Source organism: Nocardioides sp. Z21_20, from assembly GCF_059766585.1.
In genome coordinates, this window is sequence record NZ_JCBAJX010000009.1 from 45,852 (window position 1) to 66,349 (window position 20,498).

Sequence of the window (20,498 nt, forward strand, 5' to 3'; positions counted from 1 at the left end):
TCCCCGAGCGGCCCGACACTCCCCGCACCACCCCTGAACCCCCAGGACCCACAGGAAGGGCGCCGATGCTCATCGACGAACGTCCAGGCCCCGGCGCCGAGACCACCGAGTCCGCACCCATCACGCCCCCGGACCCGGCGAGCCAGCGACGGATCCTGCGCCGCCAGCGACTGAACCGCTGGGACCTGAGGCTCTCCCCGTACCTCTACATCTCGCCGTTCTTCCTCCTGTTCATGCTGGTCGGCCTCTTCCCGCTGCTCTACACCGGCTATCTCTCGGTGCACGACTGGGACAAGATCTACCGCCAGCGCGGGGAGTTCACCGGCCTGGAGAACTTCGAGTTCGTCCTCTCCGACCCGATCTTCCGCAAGGCGCTGGTCAACACCTTCAGCATCTTCCTGATGTCGTCGGTGCCGCAGATCGTCCTCGCGGTCACCATCGCCGCGCTCCTGGACAACCGGCTCCGGGCGGCCACCTTCTGGCGGATGAGCGTGCTGCTGCCGTTCGTCGTCGCGCCGGCGGCCGCCGCCCTGATCTTCGGCAGCCTCTTCGCCGACCAGTCCGGCCTGATCAACGCCACCCTGCGCGAGATCGGCCTGGAGCCCATCCGCTGGCACGTGGACCGCCTCTGGAGCCACTTCGCCATCTCCAGCATGGTCAACTGGCGCTGGACCGGCTACAACACCCTGATCTTCCTGGCGGCCATGCAGGCGGTGCCACGCGAGCTCTACGAGTCCGCCGCGCTCGACGGCGCCGGGCGGGTGCGCCAGTTCTTCTCGGTGACCCTGCCGATGATCCGCCCGACGATGGTGTTCGTCATCGTCACCAGCACCATCGGCGGCCTGCAGATCTTCACCGAGCCCCGCCTCTTCGACGACTCGATGAGCCGCGAGGGCGGCGCGGACCACCAGTACATGACCCTGGCGCTCTACATCTACGACCGGGGCATCGTCGACGGCTTCTACGGGCGCGCCTCGGCAGCCGCATGGCTGCTCTTCCTGATCGTCGTCGGGATCGCGCTGCTCAACTTCGCCCTGACCCGCTACTTCACCAGGAAGTCCGCATGAGCACGCGCAGCAAGCTGGTCGATCGCCCGGGATGGGTCGTCTACGGCCTCCTCGCCGCCTTCGTCATCGGTTCGGCACTGCCGCTGTACTGGTCGTTCGTGATCGGCTCGCACACCAAGGCCGAGGCGATGGAGATGCCCCCGCCGCTCCTGCCTGGTGGGCACGTCCTCGACAACGCCAGCCGGGTGTTCGACACCATCGAGTTCTGGCAGGCGATGTTCAACAGCATCATCGTCTCGACCGCCTGCGCGGCGTCGGTGGTGTTCTTCTCCACGCTGGCCGGCTACAGCTTCGCCAAGCTGAGGTTCCGCGGCAGCAACGCGCTGATGGGCTTCGTCGTGCTGACGATGGCGGTCCCCACCCAGCTCGCGATCGTGCCGCTGTTCATCCTGGTCACCGACTACGGCCTGTACGACACGCTGCTCGCGGTCGCCATGCCCACCCTGGTCACGGCGTTCGGCGTCTTCTTCATGCGCCAGTACCTGCTCGACGCGATCCCCGGCGAGCTGATCGAGGCGGCCCGCGTCGACGGCGCCTCGATGCTGCGCACCTTCTGGACGGTGGCCGTGCCGGCCGCCCGCCCCGCGATGGCGATCCTGTCGCTGTTCACCTTCATGACCGTGTGGACCGACTACATGTGGCCGCTGGTCGCGCTCAAGGACAACCAGACCCTCCAGGTGGCGCTGGACGAGCTGGCCATCAGCGGCCAGGGCCAGACCACCGACTATGCGCTCGTGCTCTGCGGTACCGGGCTCGCCACCATCCCGCTGCTGGTCCTGTTCATCCTCTCCGGCCGCCAGCTGGTCGCCGGCATCATGCAAGGAGCCGTGAAGGGATGACCTCCCCCACCACCATGATCACGCCCGCCACCACCGGGCAGCTGGTCTTCCCTCCCGGCTTCCTGTGGGGAGCGGCGACGGCGGCGTACCAGATCGAGGGCGCCGCCCGCGAGGACGGCCGCACCCCGTCGATCTGGGACACCTTCTCGCGGGTGCCCGGCGCCGTCCTCGGCGCCGACACCGGCGACGTGGCCTGCGACCACTACCACCGCGTCCCCCAGGACGTCGCGCTGATGCGCTCGCTGCACCTCAACGCCTACCGGTTCTCCACCGCGTGGCCGCGGGTGCGCCCCGACGGCGGCGCCCCCAACCAGGCCGGCATCGACTTCTACTCCCGCCTGGTCGACGAGCTGCTCGGCAGCGGCATCACGCCCTGGGTCACGCTGTACCACTGGGACCTGCCGCAGGCGCTCGAGGAGGCCGGCGGCTGGACCAACCGCGACACCGCCTACCGGTTCGCTGAGTACGCGCTCACGCTCCACGACGCGCTGGGCGACCGCGTCCCGTACTGGACCACGATGAACGAGCCCTGGTGCTCGGCGTTCCTCGGCTACACCGGCGGCCAGCACGCGCCGGGCCGTCAGGAGGGCGTGGCCGGGGTCGTCGCCGCCCACCACCTGATGCTCGGGCACGGGCTGGTCGTCGACGAGCTGCGCCGGCGCGCGAGCACCGCCCAGCTCGGGATCACGCTGAACCTCACCGTGGCCGACCCCTTCGACCCCGCCGAGCCCGCGGACGTCGACGCGGCACGTCGCATCGACGGGCTGTGGAACCGGGTCTTCCTCGACCCGATCTTCCGCGGCCGCTACGCCGACGACCTGGCCGGCGACACCGAGGGGATGACCTTCGCGGGCCGGCCGTGGCAGGACTTCGTCCACGACGGCGACCTGGCCCTGATCAGCACGCCGCTCGACGTGCTGGGCGTGAACTACTACCACGGCGACGCCGCGTGCGGCCGCCCGGTCGCGGACCACGCGCAGCTGCTCGGGTCGCGCATCGAGCACGCGCCCCGACCGGTCGGCTCGCCGTTCCCGGGCTGCGCGGACATCAGCTTCCCGCGCCGCGGACTGCCGGTGACCGGGATGGACTGGGAGGTCCAGCCCGAGGGGCTGACCCGGCTGCTGGTGCGCCTGCGCGACGAGTACGCGGTGCCGCCGATCCACATCACCGAGAACGGCGCGGCCTACGACGACGAGGTCGGCCCCGACGGGAGCGTCGACGACCCGGCGCGGCTGGCGTTCATCGACGCCCACCTGCGCGCCACGCACGAGGCGATCGAGCAGGGCGTCGACGTGCGGGGCTACTTCGCCTGGTCGCTGCTGGACAACTACGAGTGGGCCTACGGCTACGCGCAGCGGTTCGGCATCGTGCACGTCGAGTACGAGACCCAGGTGCGCACGCCCAAGTCCAGCGCCCTGTGGTACGCCGAGGTCGCCCGCACCGGGGCCCTGCCGGCCCCCGGACCGGCGCTGCCGGGGCCCGGACCGGCACACGAGAACGCCGGCTGAGGCCAGTACCGTGACGACGATGAACGGGAACGGGCGCCACCCCCAGACCGCGTCCACCTCGCCGACCCTCGACGAGGTGGCGCGGGTGGCCGGCGTGTCCCGGGCGACCGCCTCGCGGGCGGTCAACGGCGGGGACCGGGTCAGCGCGAAGGCCCAGCAGGCCGTCGAGGAGGCGGTGCGGACGCTGGGCTACGTCCCCAACCGGGCCGCGCGCAGCCTGGTCACGCGTCGTACCGACTCGGTGGCGATCGTGGTGCCCGAGCCCGACGACCGGGTCTTCTCCGATCCGTTCTTCGCCGCCACCCTGCGCGGGGTCACCCACGTGCTGGCCGAGCGCGACCTGCAGCTGCTGTTGCTGCTGGCGCGGGCCGGCGCGGAGAAGGAGCGCACCCTGCGCTACCTCAGCAACCGCCACGTCGACGGCGCGATCGTGGTCTCCCATCACCGCGACGACGGGCTGGCCGACCACCTCGCCGCGATCAACCTGCCCTGCGTCTTCGGCGGGCGGCCGTGGAGCGGCGGCGACAAGGTCGCCTACGTCGACGTGGACAACCTCGCGGGCGAGCGGGAGGCGACCGAGGTCCTCATCGCGCGCGGCTGCCGCCGGATCGGCACCATCGCCGGGCCGGTCGACATGACGGTCTCCCAGGACCGCCTCCAGGGGTGGTGCCAGGCGATGGGGGCCGCGGGGCTCGCCGACGACGCCATCCGGCACGGCGACTTCACCGAGTCCGGCGGCGAGCTGGCGGCGCGGGCCCTGCTGGCCGCGCACCCGGACCTCGACGGGCTGGTGGTCGCCTCGGACCTGATGGCCCGCGGCGCGCTCAAGGTGCTCGCCGAGCACGGTCGCCGGGTCCCCGAGGACATCGCGGTGATCGGCTACGACGACCTCGGCGTGGCCGAGCAGACCCGTCCCCCGCTGACGACCATGCGCAACCCGATCGAGGAGATGGCCGAGCGGGCCACCCGGCTGCTGCTCGAGCAGATCGACGGCGACCGGGCCGGCCGGCCGATGCGGGTGGTCATCCAGCCGCAGCTGGTACGCCGCGACAGCGCCTGACGCTCGCCGGGGGTCAGTCCTGCTCGCCGATGTCCTCGTTCCACAGGCCCGGGTGCTCGGCGATGAAGTCCGACATCATCTGTGCGCAGCCCGGGTCGTCGAGCACCACCACCTCCACCCCGCGGGCCGCCAGCAGCTCCTCGCCGCCGAGGAAGCTGCGGTTCTCCCCCACCACCACCCGCGGGATGCCGTAGAGCAGGATCGCGCCGGTGCACATGTCGCACGGCGACAGCGTGGTGACCATCGTGGAGCGCGCGTAGACGCTGGCGGGCAGCCGCCCGACGTTCTCCAGGCAGTCGGTCTCGCCGTGCCGGATGGCGCTGCCCTGCTGGACGCGACGGTTGCGGCCGACGCCCAGCACCTCGCCGTCCGCGACCAGGACCGCCCCGATCGGGATCCCGCCCTCGGCCAGCCCCGCCCGGGCCTGCGCCACGGCCAGGGCCAGCATCTCTTCGTCGCTCATCTGGGTCTCCTTCTCAGGGTCGGATCGGGTGGGGTCGGGTCGGTCGGGGTGGGGTCGGATCGGTCGGGTCGGGCGTACGGCGGGCGCGGGGTCAGGCCCGCCGGTAGGCCTGCAGGTACGACCCGGGGTAGCGCACGGTGCGGCCCCAGACCGCGAGGGCGGCGATCACCGCCAGGTACGGCAGGGCGAGCATCAGCTCCCCGGGCACGTCCCCGAACGCCGGCGAGATCGCCAGCTGCAGCTGCAGCGCGTCGGTGCCGGCGAAGATCAGCGCCCCGCCGACCAGCGGCCACACGCGCCACCGGGCGAAGATGACCAGCGCGACGCAGACCCAGCCGCGTCCGCTGACGATGTCCAGGGTGAAGCTGCCGAGCACGGCCAGGGTGAGGAACGCGCCGCCGACCGCCATCAGGGCCGCGCCCACCATCAGCGCCGCGTAGCGGGTCCGGGTCACCGAGATGCCGGCCACGTCCGCGGCCTCGAAGCTCTCGCCCACCGCGTGCAGGCGCATCCCGACCCCGGTCGCGCGCAGCACCCACCAGGTGAGCGGCGCCAGCACCAGGAAGCCCAGGTAGGTCAGCCAGTGCTGGTCGAGGACCTCGACGTCGGGCAGCAGCACCGCGAAGCGCTCCTCCAGCCGCGGGCGCTCTCCGGCGTAGAGCAGCCGGAAGGTGAACTCGCAGCCGGCGATCAGCAGCAGGGTGAGGCCCAGTCCGGCGACGTGCTGGTTGAGGCCCAGGGTGACCACGAACAGCCCGAGCAGGGCGCCGGCTACGACGCCGGCGAGGACCGCGGCCCCCAGCCCGAGCATCGGCGAGCCGGTGCGCGCGGCGACCAGGAAGCCGGTGAACGCGCCGAGGTACATCGTCCCCTCGATGCCGAGGTTGAGCACGCCGCTGCGCTCGGTGACCAGCTCGCCGATCCCCGCCCACAGCAGCGGGGTGGCGATGGTGAGCATGGCGCCGAGCAGCGCGAGCAGGTTGATGCTCATCGTGCTGCCTCCTTGGCTTCGACGTGCCCCGGTCGCGACGTCGGCGGCGGGGGCCGGCGCCACTGCACCCGGTAGCGCCGCCAGCTCATCGCCGAGAGCACCGCCAGCAGCAGCAGCGAGCTGAACATCGCCCCGAGCTGGGTGGGCACCTGCAGTACCAGCGACACGTTCTGGGCGCCGACGGTGATGTCGCCGAGCAGTCCGGCGACCAGCAGCACGCCGAGCGCGCCGAGCCCGCCCAGGGTGGCGACGATGACGCCGGTGTAGCCGTAGTTGTTGCTGATCCCCGAGGTCAGCTGGTGCTGCACGCCCATCACCTGCGAGGCGCCCCCGAGCCCGGCGATGGCGCCGGAGGCCAGCGCGCAGCGCAGCTGGAGCCGGCCGACGGCGATGCCGCTGAACTCCGCGGCCCGCGGGGACTGGCCCGCGGCCCGGATCCGCAGGCCGGTCGCGCTGCGGGCCAGCACCACGCCGACGACCACGATGACCGCCAGCGCCACGGCGAAGCCCCAGTGCACCCGGGTGCCGGGGATCAGGGCCGGCAGGTCGTAGCCGGCGCCGAGCCGGTCGGAGTCGGTGAAGCCGCTGGCGGAGTTGCGCCAGGGGCCGTTGAGCAGGCCCTGCACCACCAGCAGCGCCACCGGGTTGAGCAGCAGGGTGGTGACCACCTCGTCGATCCCGGCGTGCCGCTTGAGCCAGGCCGGGACCACGGCCCAGGCCAGGCCGCCGACGGCGCCGGCGAGGAACCCGGCCGGCAGCGCGAGGGCCGCCGGCAGGTCGGGCAGCCCGATCCCGACGGCGGTGGTGCCGACCGCGCCGAGCAGGAACTGTCCCTCTGCCCCGATGTTCCAGTAGCCGGCCCGGAACGCCAGCGCGACGGCGATGCCGGTGAACATCAGCGGGGTCGCGGTGAGCAGCACCTCGTGCACGCCGTGCGCGCTGGTGAGCGGGGTGAGCAGGTAGCGCTGGAAGGCGGCGGGCGGGTTGGCCCCGGCCAGCCGGATCGGCAGGGCGGTCAGGGCGAGGGTGACCAGGACGGCGGCCAGGACCGCCGCCGGGGCCAGCCAGCGGGGCTCGTGGCCGCGCAGCACGAGCCTCATGCGGCCTCACCGCCGGCCATCAGCACGCCGAGCCGCTCGGGGTCGGCCTCCGCGGCGCTCAGCTCCCCGACCAGCTCCCCGCGGAAGAGCACCACGATCCGGTCGGAGAGGCTGCGCAGCTCGTCGAGGTCCTCGGAGACCACCAGCACCCCGCCGCCGCCGTCGCGCACGGCGGCCAGCTGCTCGTGCACGTAGCGGTAGGCGCCGATGTCGAGGCCGCGGGTGGGCTGCGCGACGACGAGCACGCGCGGGGTGCGGGCCAGCGCCCGGGCCAGCAGCACCTTCTGCATGTTGCCTCCCGACAGCGTGGCGACCGCGTCGGTGGGGCGGGCCCGGATGTCGAAGCGCTCGATCAGCGCCTGCGCGTGGCGCCGGATCCCGCGCCGGTCCACCAGCCCCCAGCGGGTCCAGGCGTGCAGGTCCTCGAGCACCAGGTTGTCCTCGACGCTGAGCCGGGCCACGACGCTGCCGCGCCGGTCCTCGGTGAGCCGCCCGAGCCCGGCGGCCAGCCGGTCGGCGACCGGGGCGCGGGTGATGTCGACGCCGTCCACCTCGATGCGGCCCGCGGTGACCGGCACGGTGCCGCCGAGGGCGCCGACCAGCTCGCTCTGCCCGTTGCCGGAGATCCCGGCCACGCCGACGATCTCGCCGGCGTGCACGGTCAGGTCGAGGCCGCGCAGCGCCTCCCGCCCCCCGTGGGCGGCGCAGAGCCCCACCGTGCGCAGCACCGCCGGCCCGGTCGTACGGCGCGCGCCGGCGTCGTGCTGCGGCTGGGCCTCGATCCCGACGGCGGCACCGGTGTCGGCGTCGGTCACCGAGGCGGTGACGGTGCCCATCATCAACCCGGCCAGCTCGGCGGCGTCGACGTCGGCGGTGGCCCGGGTGCCGACCAGCCGGCCGCGGCGCAGCACCACGACCCGGTCGGAGATCTCGGCGACCTCGCGCAGCTTGTGCGAGACCAGCAGCACGCCCAGCCCGGCCCCGGTGAGCCGGCGCACGGTGGCGAACAGCGCCTGCACGTCCTGCGGGGTGAGCACCGCGGTCGGCTCGTCGAGGATCACCACCCGGCAGTCGTGGAAGAGCACCTTGACGATCTCGACGCGCTGGCGCTCCCCGATGGACAGGCTGGAGACCAGCCGGTCCGGGTCCAGGCGCACCCCGACCCGCTCCATCGTGGCGAGCACCTTCGACCGCAGCGCGCCGCGGTCCACCGGTCCGAGGCCGAGCCCGGAGAGCGCGACGTTCTCGGCCACCGTCATCGTCTCCACCAGCGAGAACTCCTGGGTGACCATGCCGATCCCGGCGTCCATCGCGTCGCGCGGCGAGCCGATCGAGAGCACCCGTCCGTCCATCGCGACGGTGCCGGCGTCGGCGCCGACCAGGCCGTAGACGATCTTCATCAGCGTCGACTTGCCCGCGCCGTTCTCACCCAGCATCGCGACCACCTCGCCGGCGCCGACGTCGAGGGAGACCGCGTCGTTGGCCAGCAGGTCCCCGTACCGCTTGGTGATGCCGCGCAGCTCGAGCAGCGCGCTCACTTGCTGGAGACGTCGATGGACTTGGCGGGCGCGCTCTCGTCCACCGGGGTCTCGAAGCTGCCGTCCATGATCGCGGCCTGCTTCTCCTCCACCTGGGTGACCAGGGCCTCGGGGATCCCGCCCACGATCTGGGTGTTGATCTCGGCGAGCTCGGAGCCGCCGACCTTCATGAACGAGTACTCCCCCAGGTCGACGGCCTTCGGCCCGTCGGTGATCTGCTCGACGACGGCCTCGACGGTCGGGCCCATGTGCCACAGCAGCGAGGTCATCACGTGTCCCGGGGCCTCCTCCTCCTGGTCGACCATCATGCCGATCACCGGGATGTCGGCCTCCTCGGCGGCGGCGATCACCCCGTCGCGCTCGGCGAACAGCACGTCCGCGCCGGCCGCGACGTGGGCCTCGGCCGCGTCCTTGGCCGCGGCGGGGTCGAAGAAGCTGTTGATGAACGACACCTTCACCGTGGCCTGCGGGTTGGTCTCCTTCACGCCGAGCACGAACGCGTTGACGATCCGGTTGACCTCCGGGATCGGCATCGCACCGACCACGCCGATGGTGTCGGACTTCGACACCCCGCCGGCCAGCATCCCGGCCAGGTACGCCGGGTCCTGCAGCCAGTTGTCGAACACGCTCATGTTGGGCTCGACCGGCTTCTCGCCCGACCCGAACGCGAACGGGATCTCGGGGAACTCCGCGGCCACCTTGCGCACCGCCTCCTCGGCGGCGAACGCGTCGCCGATGATGGCGTCGGGCTGCTCGTTGGTGGCGATGTCGCGCAGGCTGCGCTCCATCACGTCGGCGGTGCTCAGGTCGTCGACGTGCTTGTACTCGATCGTGCCGTCGTCGGCGGCCTGCTGCAGGGCGGCGTGGATCGCGCCGTCCCAGGGCTCCTCCAGCGGCGTGGCGAAGACGCCGTACACCAGGGGCAGGTCGCTCGACGAGCCGCCGTCGCCCTCCTCCTCGCCGGTGGCGCCGCCACAGGCGGCGAGCAGCAACAGCGCCGCTCCCGCGGCGAGGGTGGCGCGGGCGCGGGACAGGGTGAGCGACATGGGGACTCCTCCGACGGGGCAGCGGGCTGACGCTGCGAGTTGGGCGCGAGCCGAGTCAACCGCGTGGAGCCGGGGGCCAACAAGGGACAACCTGTCGTTTCGTCGGGGTTACAGACGGACGGTTCGTCGCCCACCGCGCCGTCGCGGGCGGCAGGATGTCGCCATGTCCTTCACCCTCCAGCAGCTGCTCGACCTGCCGTTGATGGCCGATGCGCGCGCCGAGGTCGTGGTCGGCGAGCACCTGGACCGGCGGGTGGTGCGCTGGGTGCACACCTCGGAGATCTACGAGATCTCGCCGCTGCTCAAGGGTGGCGAGGTGCTGCTGACCACCGGTCTGGGACTGGTCGGGGTCGGCGACGCCGCGATCACGACGTACGTCGCGGCGCTGGCCCGGCAGGGGGTCGCGGCGTTGCTGCTGGAGCTCGGTCGCACCTTCAGCCGCCCGCCGCAGGCCCTGCTCGGCGCCGCCGCCGCGCACGCGCTGCCGCTGGTGCTGCTGCACGGCGTGGTGCCGTTCATCGAGATCACCGAGGCGGTGCACCCGCTGCTGATCGGCGGCGAGGTCGAGCAGCTGCGCCGCCGTGAGCTGGCCTCGGCGCGTCTGCACGGCGCGCTGGCCGAGGGGTGCGGCATCGACGAGCTGGTCGCGCTCGCCGCCGAGGTGTGCGGCGCGCCGGCCGGCCTGTACGCCGCTGACGGCGAGCTGCTGGCCGGGCTCGACGTGCGCGCGGAACCGACCGGAAGCCTCCTCGAGTGCGAGGCGGGCCGGGCCGGCTGGGCCGTCTTGGTCCTGGCGGCGTCCGCGGCGGCGCCCGGGACGGCGACCACCCGACGGATGGGCGAGCTGTGCGCGGCCGTGCTCGGGATCCGGCTGGGCGCGGGGGCCGCTGCGCTGGGGCGGCCCGGCTCCGAGCTGGTCCGCGCCCTGGCCGGCGGCTACTACCTGTCCAGCACCGAGATCGCGGCGCGGGCCCGGGCGGCGGGACTGTTCCTGCCGCCCGGCAACCGCGCGCTCGGGCTGGCCCTCGACGTGTCCCTGCCGGGCAGCGCCCGCCCCGGGCGGCCCGCGCTGGCCGCGGCCACCGAGGCGGCCCGCGCGGTCTTCGGCCCGGCCCTGGCCGCGGAGGCCGACGGGGAGCTGCTGGTGGCGACCTCGGTGCGTCCCGCCGAGCTGCGTGCCCGGGTGGCCGCGTTCGCGGCGGCGCTCGAGGAGGAGCTGAGCGCGACCGTGGGCCACAGCGCGGTGCGCGTCGCGGCGGGCACGCCCGTCGACGACGTGGCCGGCCTGGCGCGCTCCCTGCCCGCCGCGCGGGAGGCGCTGCGGCTGGCGGGGCGGCTGACCCTGGGCTCGCGGGTGGTGCTGGCCAGCGACCTGGGCGTCTACCACCTGCTCGCCGGCGTGGTCGCCGACGCCGACCTGGAGCGCTTCGTGCAGGACCAGCTCGGGCCCCTGCTCGAGCAGGACGCCCGGCGCGGATCGGACCTGGTGCCGACGCTCGACGCCTACCTGGAGGCCGGGCTGTCCAAGACGGCCGCGGCGCGGCTGCTGGGGATCCGCCGCCAGACCCTCTACGGCCGGCTGGACCGGATCAGCCGGCTGCTGGGCGGCCTCGACTTCGAGGAGCGTCAGGCGCGCACCGCGCTGGACCTGGCCCTGGTCAGCTGGCGGATGCGCAGCTCGGCGCTCACCCGTCGGTAGCCGGCGTCGCGGCGGGCGCGCGCAGCGTGGGGGCGAGCGCGATCAGCCCGAGCAGCGGCAGCGCGGCGAGCAGCAGCAGGCTCCAGGCCATCCCCCAGACGTCGCCCAGCCCGCCGACGACCGCCGAGCCGACGCTGCCGCCGACCAGGAACAGCAGCGTGGCCACCCCCAGCGCGACCCCGCGCACGTGCTCGTGGACGGCGTCGCCGACCGCGGCGCTGAGCGCGGGCTGGCCGAGCCCGAAGGCCACCGTGACCAGCCCCACCGCCAGCAGCAGCACGCCGGCCGCGACCGCGGGCGCGGGCTCGACCACGGCGGCGCCGGCGGCGGCCATCAGCAGCGCCAGCGACGCGCCGATGCCGGAGCGGCGCAGCGCGGCCGCGGCGCCGATCCGGGTGAGCAGCGGCCCGGCGACCCGGGGGGTGAGCAGCGCCAGCCCGGCGCTGGGCAGCAGCAGCAGGCCGACCTGCCACGCCTGCCAACCATGGCCCACCAGGATGGCCGGCACCGCGATCAGCATCGCGAACCAGGCGGCCGGCACCGCCGCCGCGGCCAGCGCGCTGCGCACCACGATCGGGTTGCGGACCACCGCGAGCGGCAGGAAGCCGTGCGGTCGGCGGCGTACCCGCATCACCACGGCCGGGGTGCCGAGCAGCAGGAGCAGCGCGCCCACCACGGCCACCACGAGGCCGGTCGAGGGTGACTGCACCAGCAGCACCAGCCCGGCGGCGGTGCCGGCCACCGTGAGCGCGCCGAGCACGTCGAGGCGGGCGCCGGTGCCGTCGGTGTGCAGCGTGTGCCACAGCAGCGGCAGCACCAGCAGGCCGAGCACCGGCAGCGCCATCACCGCGCGCCACCCGAAGGCCGCCTCGACGAGGCCGCCGGCCAACGGCCCGGCGCAGCTCAGCGCCGCCGCCACGCCGGCCAGGCGACCCAGCGCGAGGCCCCGCACGGCTCCCTCGTAGCGCCGGGAGAGCATGGCGACGCCCAGCGTCGGGACCGCCGCCGCGCCGGCGCCCTGGAAGAGCCGGGCCACCAGCAGCACCGGGAACGACGGGGCGAGGGCCGCGACGACCGCCCCGGCCGTCATCAGCCCCACCCCGAAGACCAGCGGCAGCCGCACCCCGACCAGGTCCGAGACCCGCCCGTAGACCGCGGTGGTGACCGCCAGCGTCAGCGCGTAGAGGCTGATCACCCAGGCGCTGACCCCGATCGTCACGTCCAGGTCCTCGGCGAGCAGCGGCAGCCCGATCGCCGCCGAGGAGGAGCCGAGGCCCGCGAACCCGAAGAGCAGCCCCAGCAGCACCGACACCCGGGCGGAGTCGTCACGGGTGCGAGGTGTCATGCGGGTCACAACCATCGCGCCGCGCCGCAGATTCCCCGGCCGCGCCAGATCCGAGCCAACCGCTCGGGGTGGCGCGGCATCATGGCGGCATGGCCCGGCCCGTCCTGCTCGACTGCGACACCGGTACCGACGACGCCGTGGCGATCGTCCTGGCGGCGCTGCACCCGGCGCTCGACCTGCGCGGCGTCACCACGGTGTGGGGCAACCACCCGCTCGCACGGACCACCGACAACACCCTGCGCGTCCTCGACCTGGTGGGCCGCACCGAGGTCCCCGTGCACGCCGGCCTGGCCGCGCCGTACGCGCGATGTCAGCGGCCCGCTCCCCGCCCGGGACCGGACGTGGCGCTGGCGCTGCCGCCCGCCTCCCGCCCGCCCGGCCGGGAGGGCGCGGTGGAGTGGCTGCTGGAGACACTGCGCGCGGCGACCGAGCCGATCACCTGGGTGGCCACCGGACCGCTGTCCACCGTGGCCGCCGTCGTCGCCGCGGACCCCGGCGTCGTCGACGCGGTCGCCGAGCTGGTGGTGATGGGCGGCGCGCACGCCCACGGCAACGTCACCGCGAGCGCCGAGACCAACGTCTGGCGCGACCCGGTCGCCGCCGCGCGGGTCTGCGCGTCCGGCTTCCGGCGCCTGGTGCTCGTGCCGCTGGACGCCACGCTGTCCGCCACCGTGCCGGCCCGGCTGTGCGACGAGCTGCGCGCCGCCGGGCCGGTGCCGGCCGCGGTGGCCGGGTTCATCCAGGCGCGGATCGTGCGCTACGACGGCTCGCCGCACCTGTCCGAGGAGGACCGCGCCGAGCACGCCGGACCGGTCCACGACGCGCTGGCGGTGGCCTACCTGGTCGACCCGGGCCTGGTGCGCCTCGTCCCGGCGTACGTCGCGGTCGAGACCGCCGGGCGGCTCACCACCGGGCGCACGGTGATGGACTTCCGCGGGGTGGGCCCCGAGCCGGCGAACGCGCTGGTCGCGATCGGCGCCGACCGCGAGCGCTTCCGCTCCCTGCTGCGTACGACGCTGGGCCCCGGGATGCGGGGGCCCGATCTAGGCTGAGGCGGCGACGAGAGCGGAGCGACGATGACCAGCACCGACAGCACCCTGCCCGGCCGGCCCGAGCTGCCCGGCCTGCCCGATCTGCCCAACCTGCGCGACGTGGGCGGACTGCGCACGGCCACCGGCGCTCGCACCCGCCACGGCGTGCTCTACCGCAGCGCCACCACGTCGTTCGTTGACGAGACGCAGGCGCGGGTGCTCGTCGAGGACCTCGGCATCCGGGTGCGGGTGGACCTGCGCAGCGACCTCGAGGTCAGCCAGTCCACCAACCCCGTGCTCGGCGCGCTGGAGCGACGCGTCGCGCACCTGCCGTTCCGGGCCGGCGGCGCGTGGGAGCACGACCCCACCTCGGCGGACCCCGCGCAGCGGGTCTCCAGCCACTACCTGCGCTACCTGGCGCACTCCGCGGACTCGGTCACCGCGCTGGTCCGGCTGCTGGTGCAGCCCGAGAGCGTCCCGGCGCTGGTGCACTGCACGGCCGGCAAGGACCGCACCGGCGTCGCGCTGGCCCTGGTCCTCTCCGCGGTGGGCGTCGAGGACGACGAGATCGTCGCCGACTACGCCCGGACCCGCGAGCACCTGGACGCGATCTTCGGCCGGATCCGGTCGCTGCCGGCCTACGAGGAGCGGCTCGCGGCGCTGCCGGAGGAGTCGTTCACCGCCGAGCCGGCCAGCATGGAGCGCTTCCTCGAGCGGCTCCGGGCCACCCACGGCGACGCCCGCTCCTACCTGCTCGGCGTGGGGCTGCGCGACTCGGAGCTGGAGCGGCTCGGGCAGGTGCTCGTCGAGGGCTGAGCCGGACGGTGCGCCACGCGCGGCTGGACGGGCTACGCGGGCGCCAGCGCGCTGCGCCCGTGCGCGGCGAACTCCGCCTCGAGGGCCGCGCGGACGTGCTCGTCGAGCAGGGCGTACTGGGCGGTGCGTCCGACCCGCACCCACACCGGGTCGTCGGTGAGCCAGGCCGCGGCGCGCAACGGGGCCTTGTCGACCTTGTTGCTGCCGGTCAGCGGCACGGCGTCGACCAGGCGCACGAACGAGGGCCACCACTTGGCGCCCATGTCCGGCTGGGCCGCGAGGAACGCGCCGAACGCCTCGGCGTCGAAGACCGCCCCGGCCTCCAGCTCCAGCGCGCACATCACCCGGTCCCCGGTGGCCGGGTCGGGTACGGCGTAGACCGGCGCCGACGTGACGCCGGGGAAGCGCTGCAGCAGCCGCTCGACCGGCGCGGCGGCGAAGTTCTCGGAGTCCACGCGCAGCCAGTCCGAGGAGCGCCCGGCGAACCAGAACCAGCCGTCGGCGTCGCGGTAGGCCAGGTCCCCGGCCCAGAAGTCCTCGCCGCGCACCCGCTCGGCCATCGCGCCGGGGTTGGCCCAGTAGCCCTCGAAGGTGTGCGCGAGCCCCACCCCGACGAGCTGGCCGACCGCCTCGGGGTTCGTCAGCCGGCCGGCCGCGTCGAAGACGGCCCGGGGGCACTCCAGCCCGGTCGCCTCGTCGAGGACCCGCACGTCGACGTCGCCGGCCGGCTTGCCCAGCGACCCGGGCGGGGTGTCGGGGGTCCGGTTGATCCGGAACACGCCCTCGCTCATCCCGTAGCCCTCCTGCACCACGCAGCCGAAGCGCTCCCCGAAGCGGGTCACGTCGGCCTCGGAGGCCTCGGTGCCGTAGGCCAGCCGCAGCGTGCCGGTGCGGTCGCGCGGGTCCTCGGGACGGGTCAGCACGTAGGACAGCGCGCGCCCCACGTAGTTCACGTAGGTGGCGCCGAAGCGGTGCACGTCCTCGGAGAACCGGCTCGCGGAGAACTTGCGGGCCATCCCGACCCGGGCGCCGACCGCCATCGCCGGGGCCAGGTTCATCATCACCGCGTTGCCGTGGAACAGCGGCATGGTCAGGTAGGTCACCGACTCGCGGTCCAGCCCGATGCGCCCCACGATCGCCGAGGTGAGCCGGCCCAGGCGTCCCTGGCCGACGATCACCGCCTTCGGCGCGCCGGTGGACCCGGAGCTGAACAGCAGCAGCGCGATGTCGTCGGCCGCGGGCGCGTCGTCCGGCAGCGCGGCGCCCCGGTGCGGCGCCAGCCACGCGTCGTACGGCGCGGTGTCGACGACCAGCACCCGCTCCTCGGGTACGCCGTGCCCACCGGCCGACGTGCTCGGGGCGCCGGCGGGGTCGCGGACCAGGTGGGCCAGCCGCTCCTCGGTGACGATCAGGTCGACGTCGGCGTGGCGGATGTCGACGGCCAGCTCGGCGGCACTGCGGCTGGAGTTGATCCCGACCACCACCGCGCCGACCAGCGAGCCGGCGCCGAGCCAGAAGACGAAATCGGGCACGTTCTCCAGCAGCACCCCGACGTGGATCTGGCGGCCCTCGGGCGCCGGCACCGCGGCGAGCAACGCCGCGGCCCGGTCCGCGGACTCCTGGACCACCTCGGCCCACGTCCAGGAACGGTCCTCGAAGAGCAGGCCGACCGCATCGTCCCCGGCTCGGCTGCGCACGATCTCGGCAAAGGTCTCCACGGGCGTCATCCGACCAGTCGGACGCGCGACGCGCCGCTGCTCTCCCGCTCACCGGGAGGCGCGCGGACGCGCACGCGAGGAACCGGGGACGGTGCCTGCATGAGTTCTCAGAGCGGCCCCCGGACCGGCTCCGCCGGCATCGCCACCACCCCCGAGCAGGCCGCCGTCCAGGACGCGGTGCGCTCCTTCGCGCGCTCGGCCCAGGTGCTCGAGGCCGCGCGTGACGAGTCCGCCGACGCGTGGCGCAAGATTTGGCCGGGGCTGGCCGAGCTCGGGATGTTCGCGGTCACCGTCCCCGAGGAGCACGGCGGCGCCGAGGCCGACCTGGTCGACCTCGCGGTGATGGTCGAGCAGGCCGGGGTCGAGTGCGTCCCCGGCCCGCTGGTGGCCACCGCCACGGCCGCGCACCTGCTCGGCCGGGCCACCCTGTCCGGCTCGGCGGCGCAGGCCCGCGACGAGGTGCTCGCCGGGGAGCTGCCGGTGGCCATCGCCTCCCCCGGCGTCGCCGCGCCGGCTGTCGCTGGCGGCGCCCCCGCCGCCGACGGTGCGCTGCGGCTCACCGGGTCGCTCGGCGCCGTGGTCGGCGCCTGCGCCGAGGCCGCGCTGCTGGTGCCCGCCGAGCTGGACGGGGCGCGGACCTGGTGTCTGGTGCTGCCCGGCGAGGGCGTCGCACTCAGCGCGCTGGAGAGCCTCGACCTGGCCACCCCGCTGGCCACCGTCGAGCTCGACGAGGCCCCGGCCGTGGCGCTGACGGGGCTCGCCGAGCACGAGGTGGAGGACGCCCACCTGCTGCTCGCCGCGTCCCTCGCGGCGGGGATCGCCGGGCGCGCCCTCCAGGTCGCCGCGTCGTACGCCGGGCTGCGCGAGCAGTTCGGGCGCAAGATCGGCTCCTTCCAGGCCATCAAGCACCTGTGCGCGGAGATGCTGTGCCGCACCGAGCAGGCCCGCGTGGCGGCGTGGGACGCGGCCGTGGCCGAGCCGGGCGAGCGCTCGCTGGCGGCCGCGGTGGCCGGCGCGGTCGCCCTGGACGCGGCGGTGGACAACGCCAAGGACTGCATCCAGGTGCTGGGCGGGATCGGCTACACCTGGGAGCACGACGCCCACCTGTACCTGCGCCGCGCGCTGGTGCTGCGCCAGAGCCTCGGCGGCTCGTCGCGGTGGCGCATCCGGTTGGCGCAGCTGGTGCGCGCCGGCGAGCGCCGCCACCTCGGCGTCGAGCTCGGCGAGGTCGAGGCCGAGCGCGAGGAGGTACGTCGCCTGGCCGGCGAGCTGGCCGGCAAGTCCGGGCGCGAGCTGCGGGCGGCGCTGGCCGACTCCGGCCTCTACGCGCCGCACTGGCCCGCGCCGTACGGACGCGACGCCGGGCCGGCCGCCCAGGTCCTGATCGCCCAGGAGCTGGAGCGCGCCGGGGTCTCGCGCCCCGATCTGGTGATCGGCTGGTGGGCGATGCCGACCATCCTGGCCGGCGGTACCCCCGAGCAGGTCGAGCGGTTCGCGATGCCGACCCTGCGCGGGGACATCACCTGGTGCCAGCTGTTCAGCGAGCCCGGCGCCGGCTCGGACCTGGCGTCGCTGTCGACCACCGCCACCCGGGTGGAGGGCGGCTGGTCGCTGAGCGGGCAGAAGGTCTGGACGTCGATGGCCGCGCAGGCCGACTGGGGCGTGTGCCTGGCGCGGACCGACAAGGACGCGCCCAAGCACCGCGGCATCACCTACTTCCTGGTCGACATGCGCACCCCCGGGCTCGACATCCGCCCGCTGCGCGAGATCACCGGCGAGGCGCTGTTCAACGAGGTCTTCCTCGACGACGTCTTCGTCCCCGACGACTGCGTGGTCGGCGAGGTGAACGACGGCTGGCGGTTGGCGCGCACCACGCTGGCCAACGAGCGCGTGGAGATGGGCGGCAGCTCCTCGATGGGCAGCGGTACCGAGGAGCTGGTCGCCCGCGCGAGCGCCCACACCGGCGACCTCGTCGACGACCGGCTCGGTCACCTGGTGGCGCAGACGATGACCACGGCCCTGCTCGGCCACCGCGCGCTGCTGGCCCGCATCGGCGGCGCCCAGCCGGGCGCGGAGTCGTCGGTGCAGAAGATCGTCGGCGTCCGGGCCCGCCAGGACGCCGCCGAGCTGTCACTGGAGCTGGTCGGCAACGAGGGCCTGGTCCGGGGCCCGGTGACCCGCGAGATGCTCAGCGCCCGCGCCCACTCGATCGCCGGCGGCTCCAGCCAGATCCTGCTCTCGGTCATCGGCGAGCGGATCCTGGGCCTCCCCCGCGACTAACCCACCCCGTACGGCGGCCGAGTCGGCGCAAACTCGCGCCGTACGGCAGCCGAGTCGGCGTGAACTCGCGCCGTACGGCGGCCGAGTCGGCGCGAAATCGCGGTGTACGGCGGCCGAGTCGGCGTGAACTCGCGGCGTACGGCGGCCGAGTCGGCGTGAACTCGCCGGGGAGCATCCGGTGCGCGCGTCGTTCTCCACAGGCGGCCATCTCCCTCTGGCGCGGTGTACCGGCCGGCCGCAGGATCCCGGCATGGGAGAACCGGCGCACACCAGCACCCCGTCCGCCGTGGACGCGGCCCTCGCCGCCGTTGCGGTCGGCCAAGCAGGCGTGGTCGCGCGCCGGCAGGTGTTCGCCCTCGGCGGTTCGGACCACGACATCGCCCGCAAGCTCCGCCGCCGGGAGTGGGCGCCGATGCTGCCCGGCGTGTACGTCGACCACACCGGCGAGCCCACCTGGCTGCAGCGGGCGTGGGCGGGCGTGCTCTTCCACGAGCCCGCCGCGCTCGCTGGCAGCTCCGCGCTGCGCGCCGCGGCCGGTCCCGGCTGGCGCCACCACGATGACGGCGCCGCGATCCACGTGGGGGTGGCCGAGGACCGGCGACTGGTCGTGGCCGAGGGTTACCGCCTCACTCGCTACCGCCACCTGGACGGTCACGTCCTGTGGAACACCGGCCCGCCGCGGGTCCGCGTGGAGCAGGCCGCACTCGACGTGGCCGCCGAGGCCGACACCGACCTCGCCGCGGTGGCCGGTCTCGCGGACCTCTGCCAGTCCCGCTGGACCACCCCGCACCGGCTCCGCCTCGCCCTTGATGGCCGTCGGCGACTGCGACGCCGGCGATGGCTGGACTCCGTGCTGCGCGACCTCGCCGAGGGCACCTGCTCGGTCCTGGAGCACGGCTACCTCACCCAGGTCGAGCGTGCCCACGCCCTGCCGCGCGGAGTTCGCCAGTCCCGCTCCGTCGCCGGCGCGGGGCTGGCGCTGCGCGACGTGGGGTACGACGAGTGGGGGCTGGTCGTCGAGCTCGACGGTCGCCTCTTCCACGAGGTGGCCCGCCAACGAGATCGCGACCTCGAGCGGGACCTCGATGCCGCACTGACGGGCAGCGTCACCGTGCGGTTGGGGTGGGGCCAGGTCCACGAGCGTCCGTGCCAGACCACCGCCCGGATCGCTGCGCTGCTCCAAGCGCGCGGATGGCCCGGCGCGCCCCAGCCGTGCGGCCGCACCTGCGTCCTCTCTCGGCGGTGACCCGCGTGGCGTTGTGTCCCCGCCCCGCTACGCGGTCTGCTGCGACGAGAGGCGCGAGGCCGGTCCGTCCCGCGGGCCCCCTGCTCCGCCGCCGGCGGAGCGTCGGCGCGAGCTGCCTAGGAGTGCTGCGGGAGCTGCCTAGGAGTGCTGCGGGAGCCGCCCGCGCTCGCGGGCGAACAGGACGGCGAAGTACAACGCGAGCACGCCAGGAATGAGCCACTCCCAGTGCGAGCTGCCAACGAAAGCCACGGTAGAGCCCAGGCCACTGAGCAGGCCGAGCGAGATCACGGTGACACGGAGTGGATAGGACGCGGCCCGGCCAGGCACCCGCCACAAGCGCACACAGTCCCTGGCGCAGGACCCCACACAGCTGACACCGGCCAGAACCAAGAAGGCAGGCCAATACTTCGGAGCAAGGGGATCATGCAGGTGCGAGAGCAAGAAGGCTGCGAGCCAGGCGTTGCAGAAAGCCATTGACGGCAGCCACAGCACAGACGCCTGCTTCTCGGACTTCACCAGGCAGAACCTAGCGACACCCCAGCCCGGGTGTTGGCAAACGCGAAAGCCAGCCTTCGGGCTGATCGGAGCCGCCTGCAGCGGCATTCTCATCTTGATGAGTCTCGACCTTCCCGGGCTGTCGGTTCTGGGCCGTGCTCACCTCCGCGGCCCGTCATCTCGAAGCGCCCGGGGAAGGGCGAAAAAGGAGGCCGCCCAGCACGAGGTCGGGACGATCGTGCACGTCGCCCGGACA

At 74.2% G+C, this 20,498-nt stretch carries 17 protein-coding genes; 9 read left to right on the plus strand and 8 right to left on the minus strand.

The features are described 5' to 3' along the window. Nucleotides 1–65 precede the first annotated feature (65 nt). The 4 genes from AC6EH9_RS14405 to AC6EH9_RS14420 are packed head-to-tail and all read left to right on the plus strand — an operon-like array spanning nt 66 to nt 4,474. Nucleotides 66–1,067 carry a carbohydrate ABC transporter permease gene (locus tag AC6EH9_RS14405; protein WP_498424085.1) on the plus strand — a complete coding sequence of 334 codons (1,002 nt, stop codon included), beginning with the start codon at nt 66–68 and terminating at the stop codon, nt 1,065–1,067. Then, on the plus strand, nt 1,064–1,906 hold the full coding sequence (locus AC6EH9_RS14410) for a carbohydrate ABC transporter permease (RefSeq protein ID WP_498424086.1): 843 nt from the start codon (nt 1,064–1,066) through the stop codon (nt 1,904–1,906). The genes AC6EH9_RS14405 and AC6EH9_RS14410 overlap by 4 nt, the downstream gene beginning before the upstream one ends. Beyond that, nucleotides 1,903–3,414: a glycoside hydrolase family 1 protein gene (locus tag AC6EH9_RS14415; RefSeq protein ID WP_498424087.1), complete on the plus strand. Its 1,512-nt coding sequence runs from the start codon at nt 1,903–1,905 to the stop codon at nt 3,412–3,414. Before AC6EH9_RS14410 ends, AC6EH9_RS14415 begins: the two co-directional genes overlap by 4 nt. Nucleotides 3,415–3,433: 19 nt before the next feature. Further along, nucleotides 3,434–4,474 carry a LacI family DNA-binding transcriptional regulator gene (locus AC6EH9_RS14420; RefSeq protein ID WP_498424088.1) on the plus strand — a complete coding sequence of 347 codons (1,041 nt, stop codon included), beginning with the start codon at nt 3,434–3,436 and terminating at the stop codon, nt 4,472–4,474. A gap of 13 nt (nt 4,475–4,487) precedes the next feature. Here the strand turns inward: AC6EH9_RS14420 and AC6EH9_RS14425 are convergent, their stop codons facing one another. The 5 genes from AC6EH9_RS14425 to AC6EH9_RS14445 form a co-directional block, all read right to left on the minus strand. Beyond that, nucleotides 4,488–4,937, minus strand: coding sequence for a nucleoside deaminase (locus tag AC6EH9_RS14425; protein ID WP_498424089.1), 450 nt, complete (start codon nt 4,935–4,937; stop codon nt 4,488–4,490). Between the two features lie 91 nt (nt 4,938–5,028). Then, nucleotides 5,029–5,928 carry an ABC transporter permease gene (locus AC6EH9_RS14430; RefSeq protein ID WP_498424090.1) on the minus strand — a complete coding sequence of 300 codons (900 nt, stop codon included), beginning with the start codon at nt 5,926–5,928 and terminating at the stop codon, nt 5,029–5,031. Continuing rightward, entirely contained in the window at nt 5,925–7,028 is a 1,104-nt protein-coding gene (locus AC6EH9_RS14435; protein ID WP_498424091.1) for an ABC transporter permease, read from the minus strand. The genes AC6EH9_RS14430 and AC6EH9_RS14435 overlap by 4 nt, the downstream gene beginning before the upstream one ends. Next, on the minus strand, nt 7,025–8,566 hold the full coding sequence (locus AC6EH9_RS14440; RefSeq protein ID WP_498424092.1) for an ABC transporter ATP-binding protein: 1,542 nt from the start codon (nt 8,564–8,566) through the stop codon (nt 7,025–7,027). Before AC6EH9_RS14440 ends, AC6EH9_RS14435 begins: the two co-directional genes overlap by 4 nt. Continuing rightward, the gene (locus tag AC6EH9_RS14445; RefSeq protein WP_498424093.1) at nt 8,563–9,612 is read right to left on the minus strand and encodes a BMP family protein; all 1,050 of its coding nucleotides are present in this window, start codon (nt 9,610–9,612) and stop codon (nt 8,563–8,565) included. The genes AC6EH9_RS14440 and AC6EH9_RS14445 overlap by 4 nt, the downstream gene beginning before the upstream one ends. 163 nt (nt 9,613–9,775) lie before the next feature. Between AC6EH9_RS14445 and AC6EH9_RS14450 the strand changes: the two genes are divergently transcribed. Further along, the gene (locus tag AC6EH9_RS14450; RefSeq protein ID WP_498424095.1) at nt 9,776–11,311 is read left to right on the plus strand and encodes a PucR family transcriptional regulator; all 1,536 of its coding nucleotides are present in this window, start codon (nt 9,776–9,778) and stop codon (nt 11,309–11,311) included. Here the strand turns inward: AC6EH9_RS14450 and AC6EH9_RS14455 are convergent. Then, nucleotides 11,298–12,656, minus strand: coding sequence for an MFS transporter (locus AC6EH9_RS14455; protein ID WP_498424096.1), 1,359 nt, complete (start codon nt 12,654–12,656; stop codon nt 11,298–11,300). The genes AC6EH9_RS14450 and AC6EH9_RS14455 overlap by 14 nt on opposite strands. A gap of 89 nt (nt 12,657–12,745) precedes the next feature. Here AC6EH9_RS14455 and AC6EH9_RS14460 point away from each other — a divergent pair, with 89 nt between their 5' ends. Together AC6EH9_RS14460 and AC6EH9_RS14465 are read left to right on the plus strand one after the other, a co-directional pair. Continuing rightward, entirely contained in the window at nt 12,746–13,708 is a 963-nt protein-coding gene (locus AC6EH9_RS14460) for a nucleoside hydrolase (protein ID WP_498424098.1), read from the plus strand. A 24-nt stretch (nt 13,709–13,732) separates the two neighbouring features. Continuing rightward, nucleotides 13,733–14,503 (plus strand): tyrosine-protein phosphatase, encoded by a 771-nt coding sequence (locus AC6EH9_RS14465; protein WP_498424099.1) that lies wholly within the window; start codon nt 13,733–13,735, stop codon nt 14,501–14,503. Nucleotides 14,504–14,535: 32 nt separating this feature from the next. Here AC6EH9_RS14465 and AC6EH9_RS14470 read toward each other — a convergent pair whose 3' ends face one another. After that, nucleotides 14,536–16,221: an AMP-binding protein gene (locus tag AC6EH9_RS14470; protein ID WP_498424101.1), complete on the minus strand. Its 1,686-nt coding sequence runs from the start codon at nt 16,219–16,221 to the stop codon at nt 14,536–14,538. A 99-nt stretch (nt 16,222–16,320) separates the two neighbouring features. Between AC6EH9_RS14470 and AC6EH9_RS14475 the strand changes: the two genes are divergently transcribed. Then, nucleotides 16,321–18,501 (plus strand): acyl-CoA dehydrogenase family protein, encoded by a 2,181-nt coding sequence (locus tag AC6EH9_RS14475; RefSeq protein WP_498424102.1) that lies wholly within the window; start codon nt 16,321–16,323, stop codon nt 18,499–18,501. Nucleotides 18,502–18,751: 250 nt separating this feature from the next. After that, nucleotides 18,752–19,747, plus strand: a complete 996-nt coding sequence (locus tag AC6EH9_RS14480; protein WP_498424103.1) for a putative endonuclease domain-containing protein — start codon at nt 18,752–18,754, stop codon at nt 19,745–19,747. 138 nt (nt 19,748–19,885) lie between these two features. Here the strand turns inward: AC6EH9_RS14480 and AC6EH9_RS14485 are convergent, their stop codons facing one another. Beyond that, a complete protein-coding gene (locus AC6EH9_RS14485) occupies nt 19,886–20,263 on the minus strand; it encodes a hypothetical protein (RefSeq protein WP_498424104.1) in 378 nt (125 codons plus the stop codon). Nucleotides 20,264–20,498: the final 235 nt, after the last annotated feature.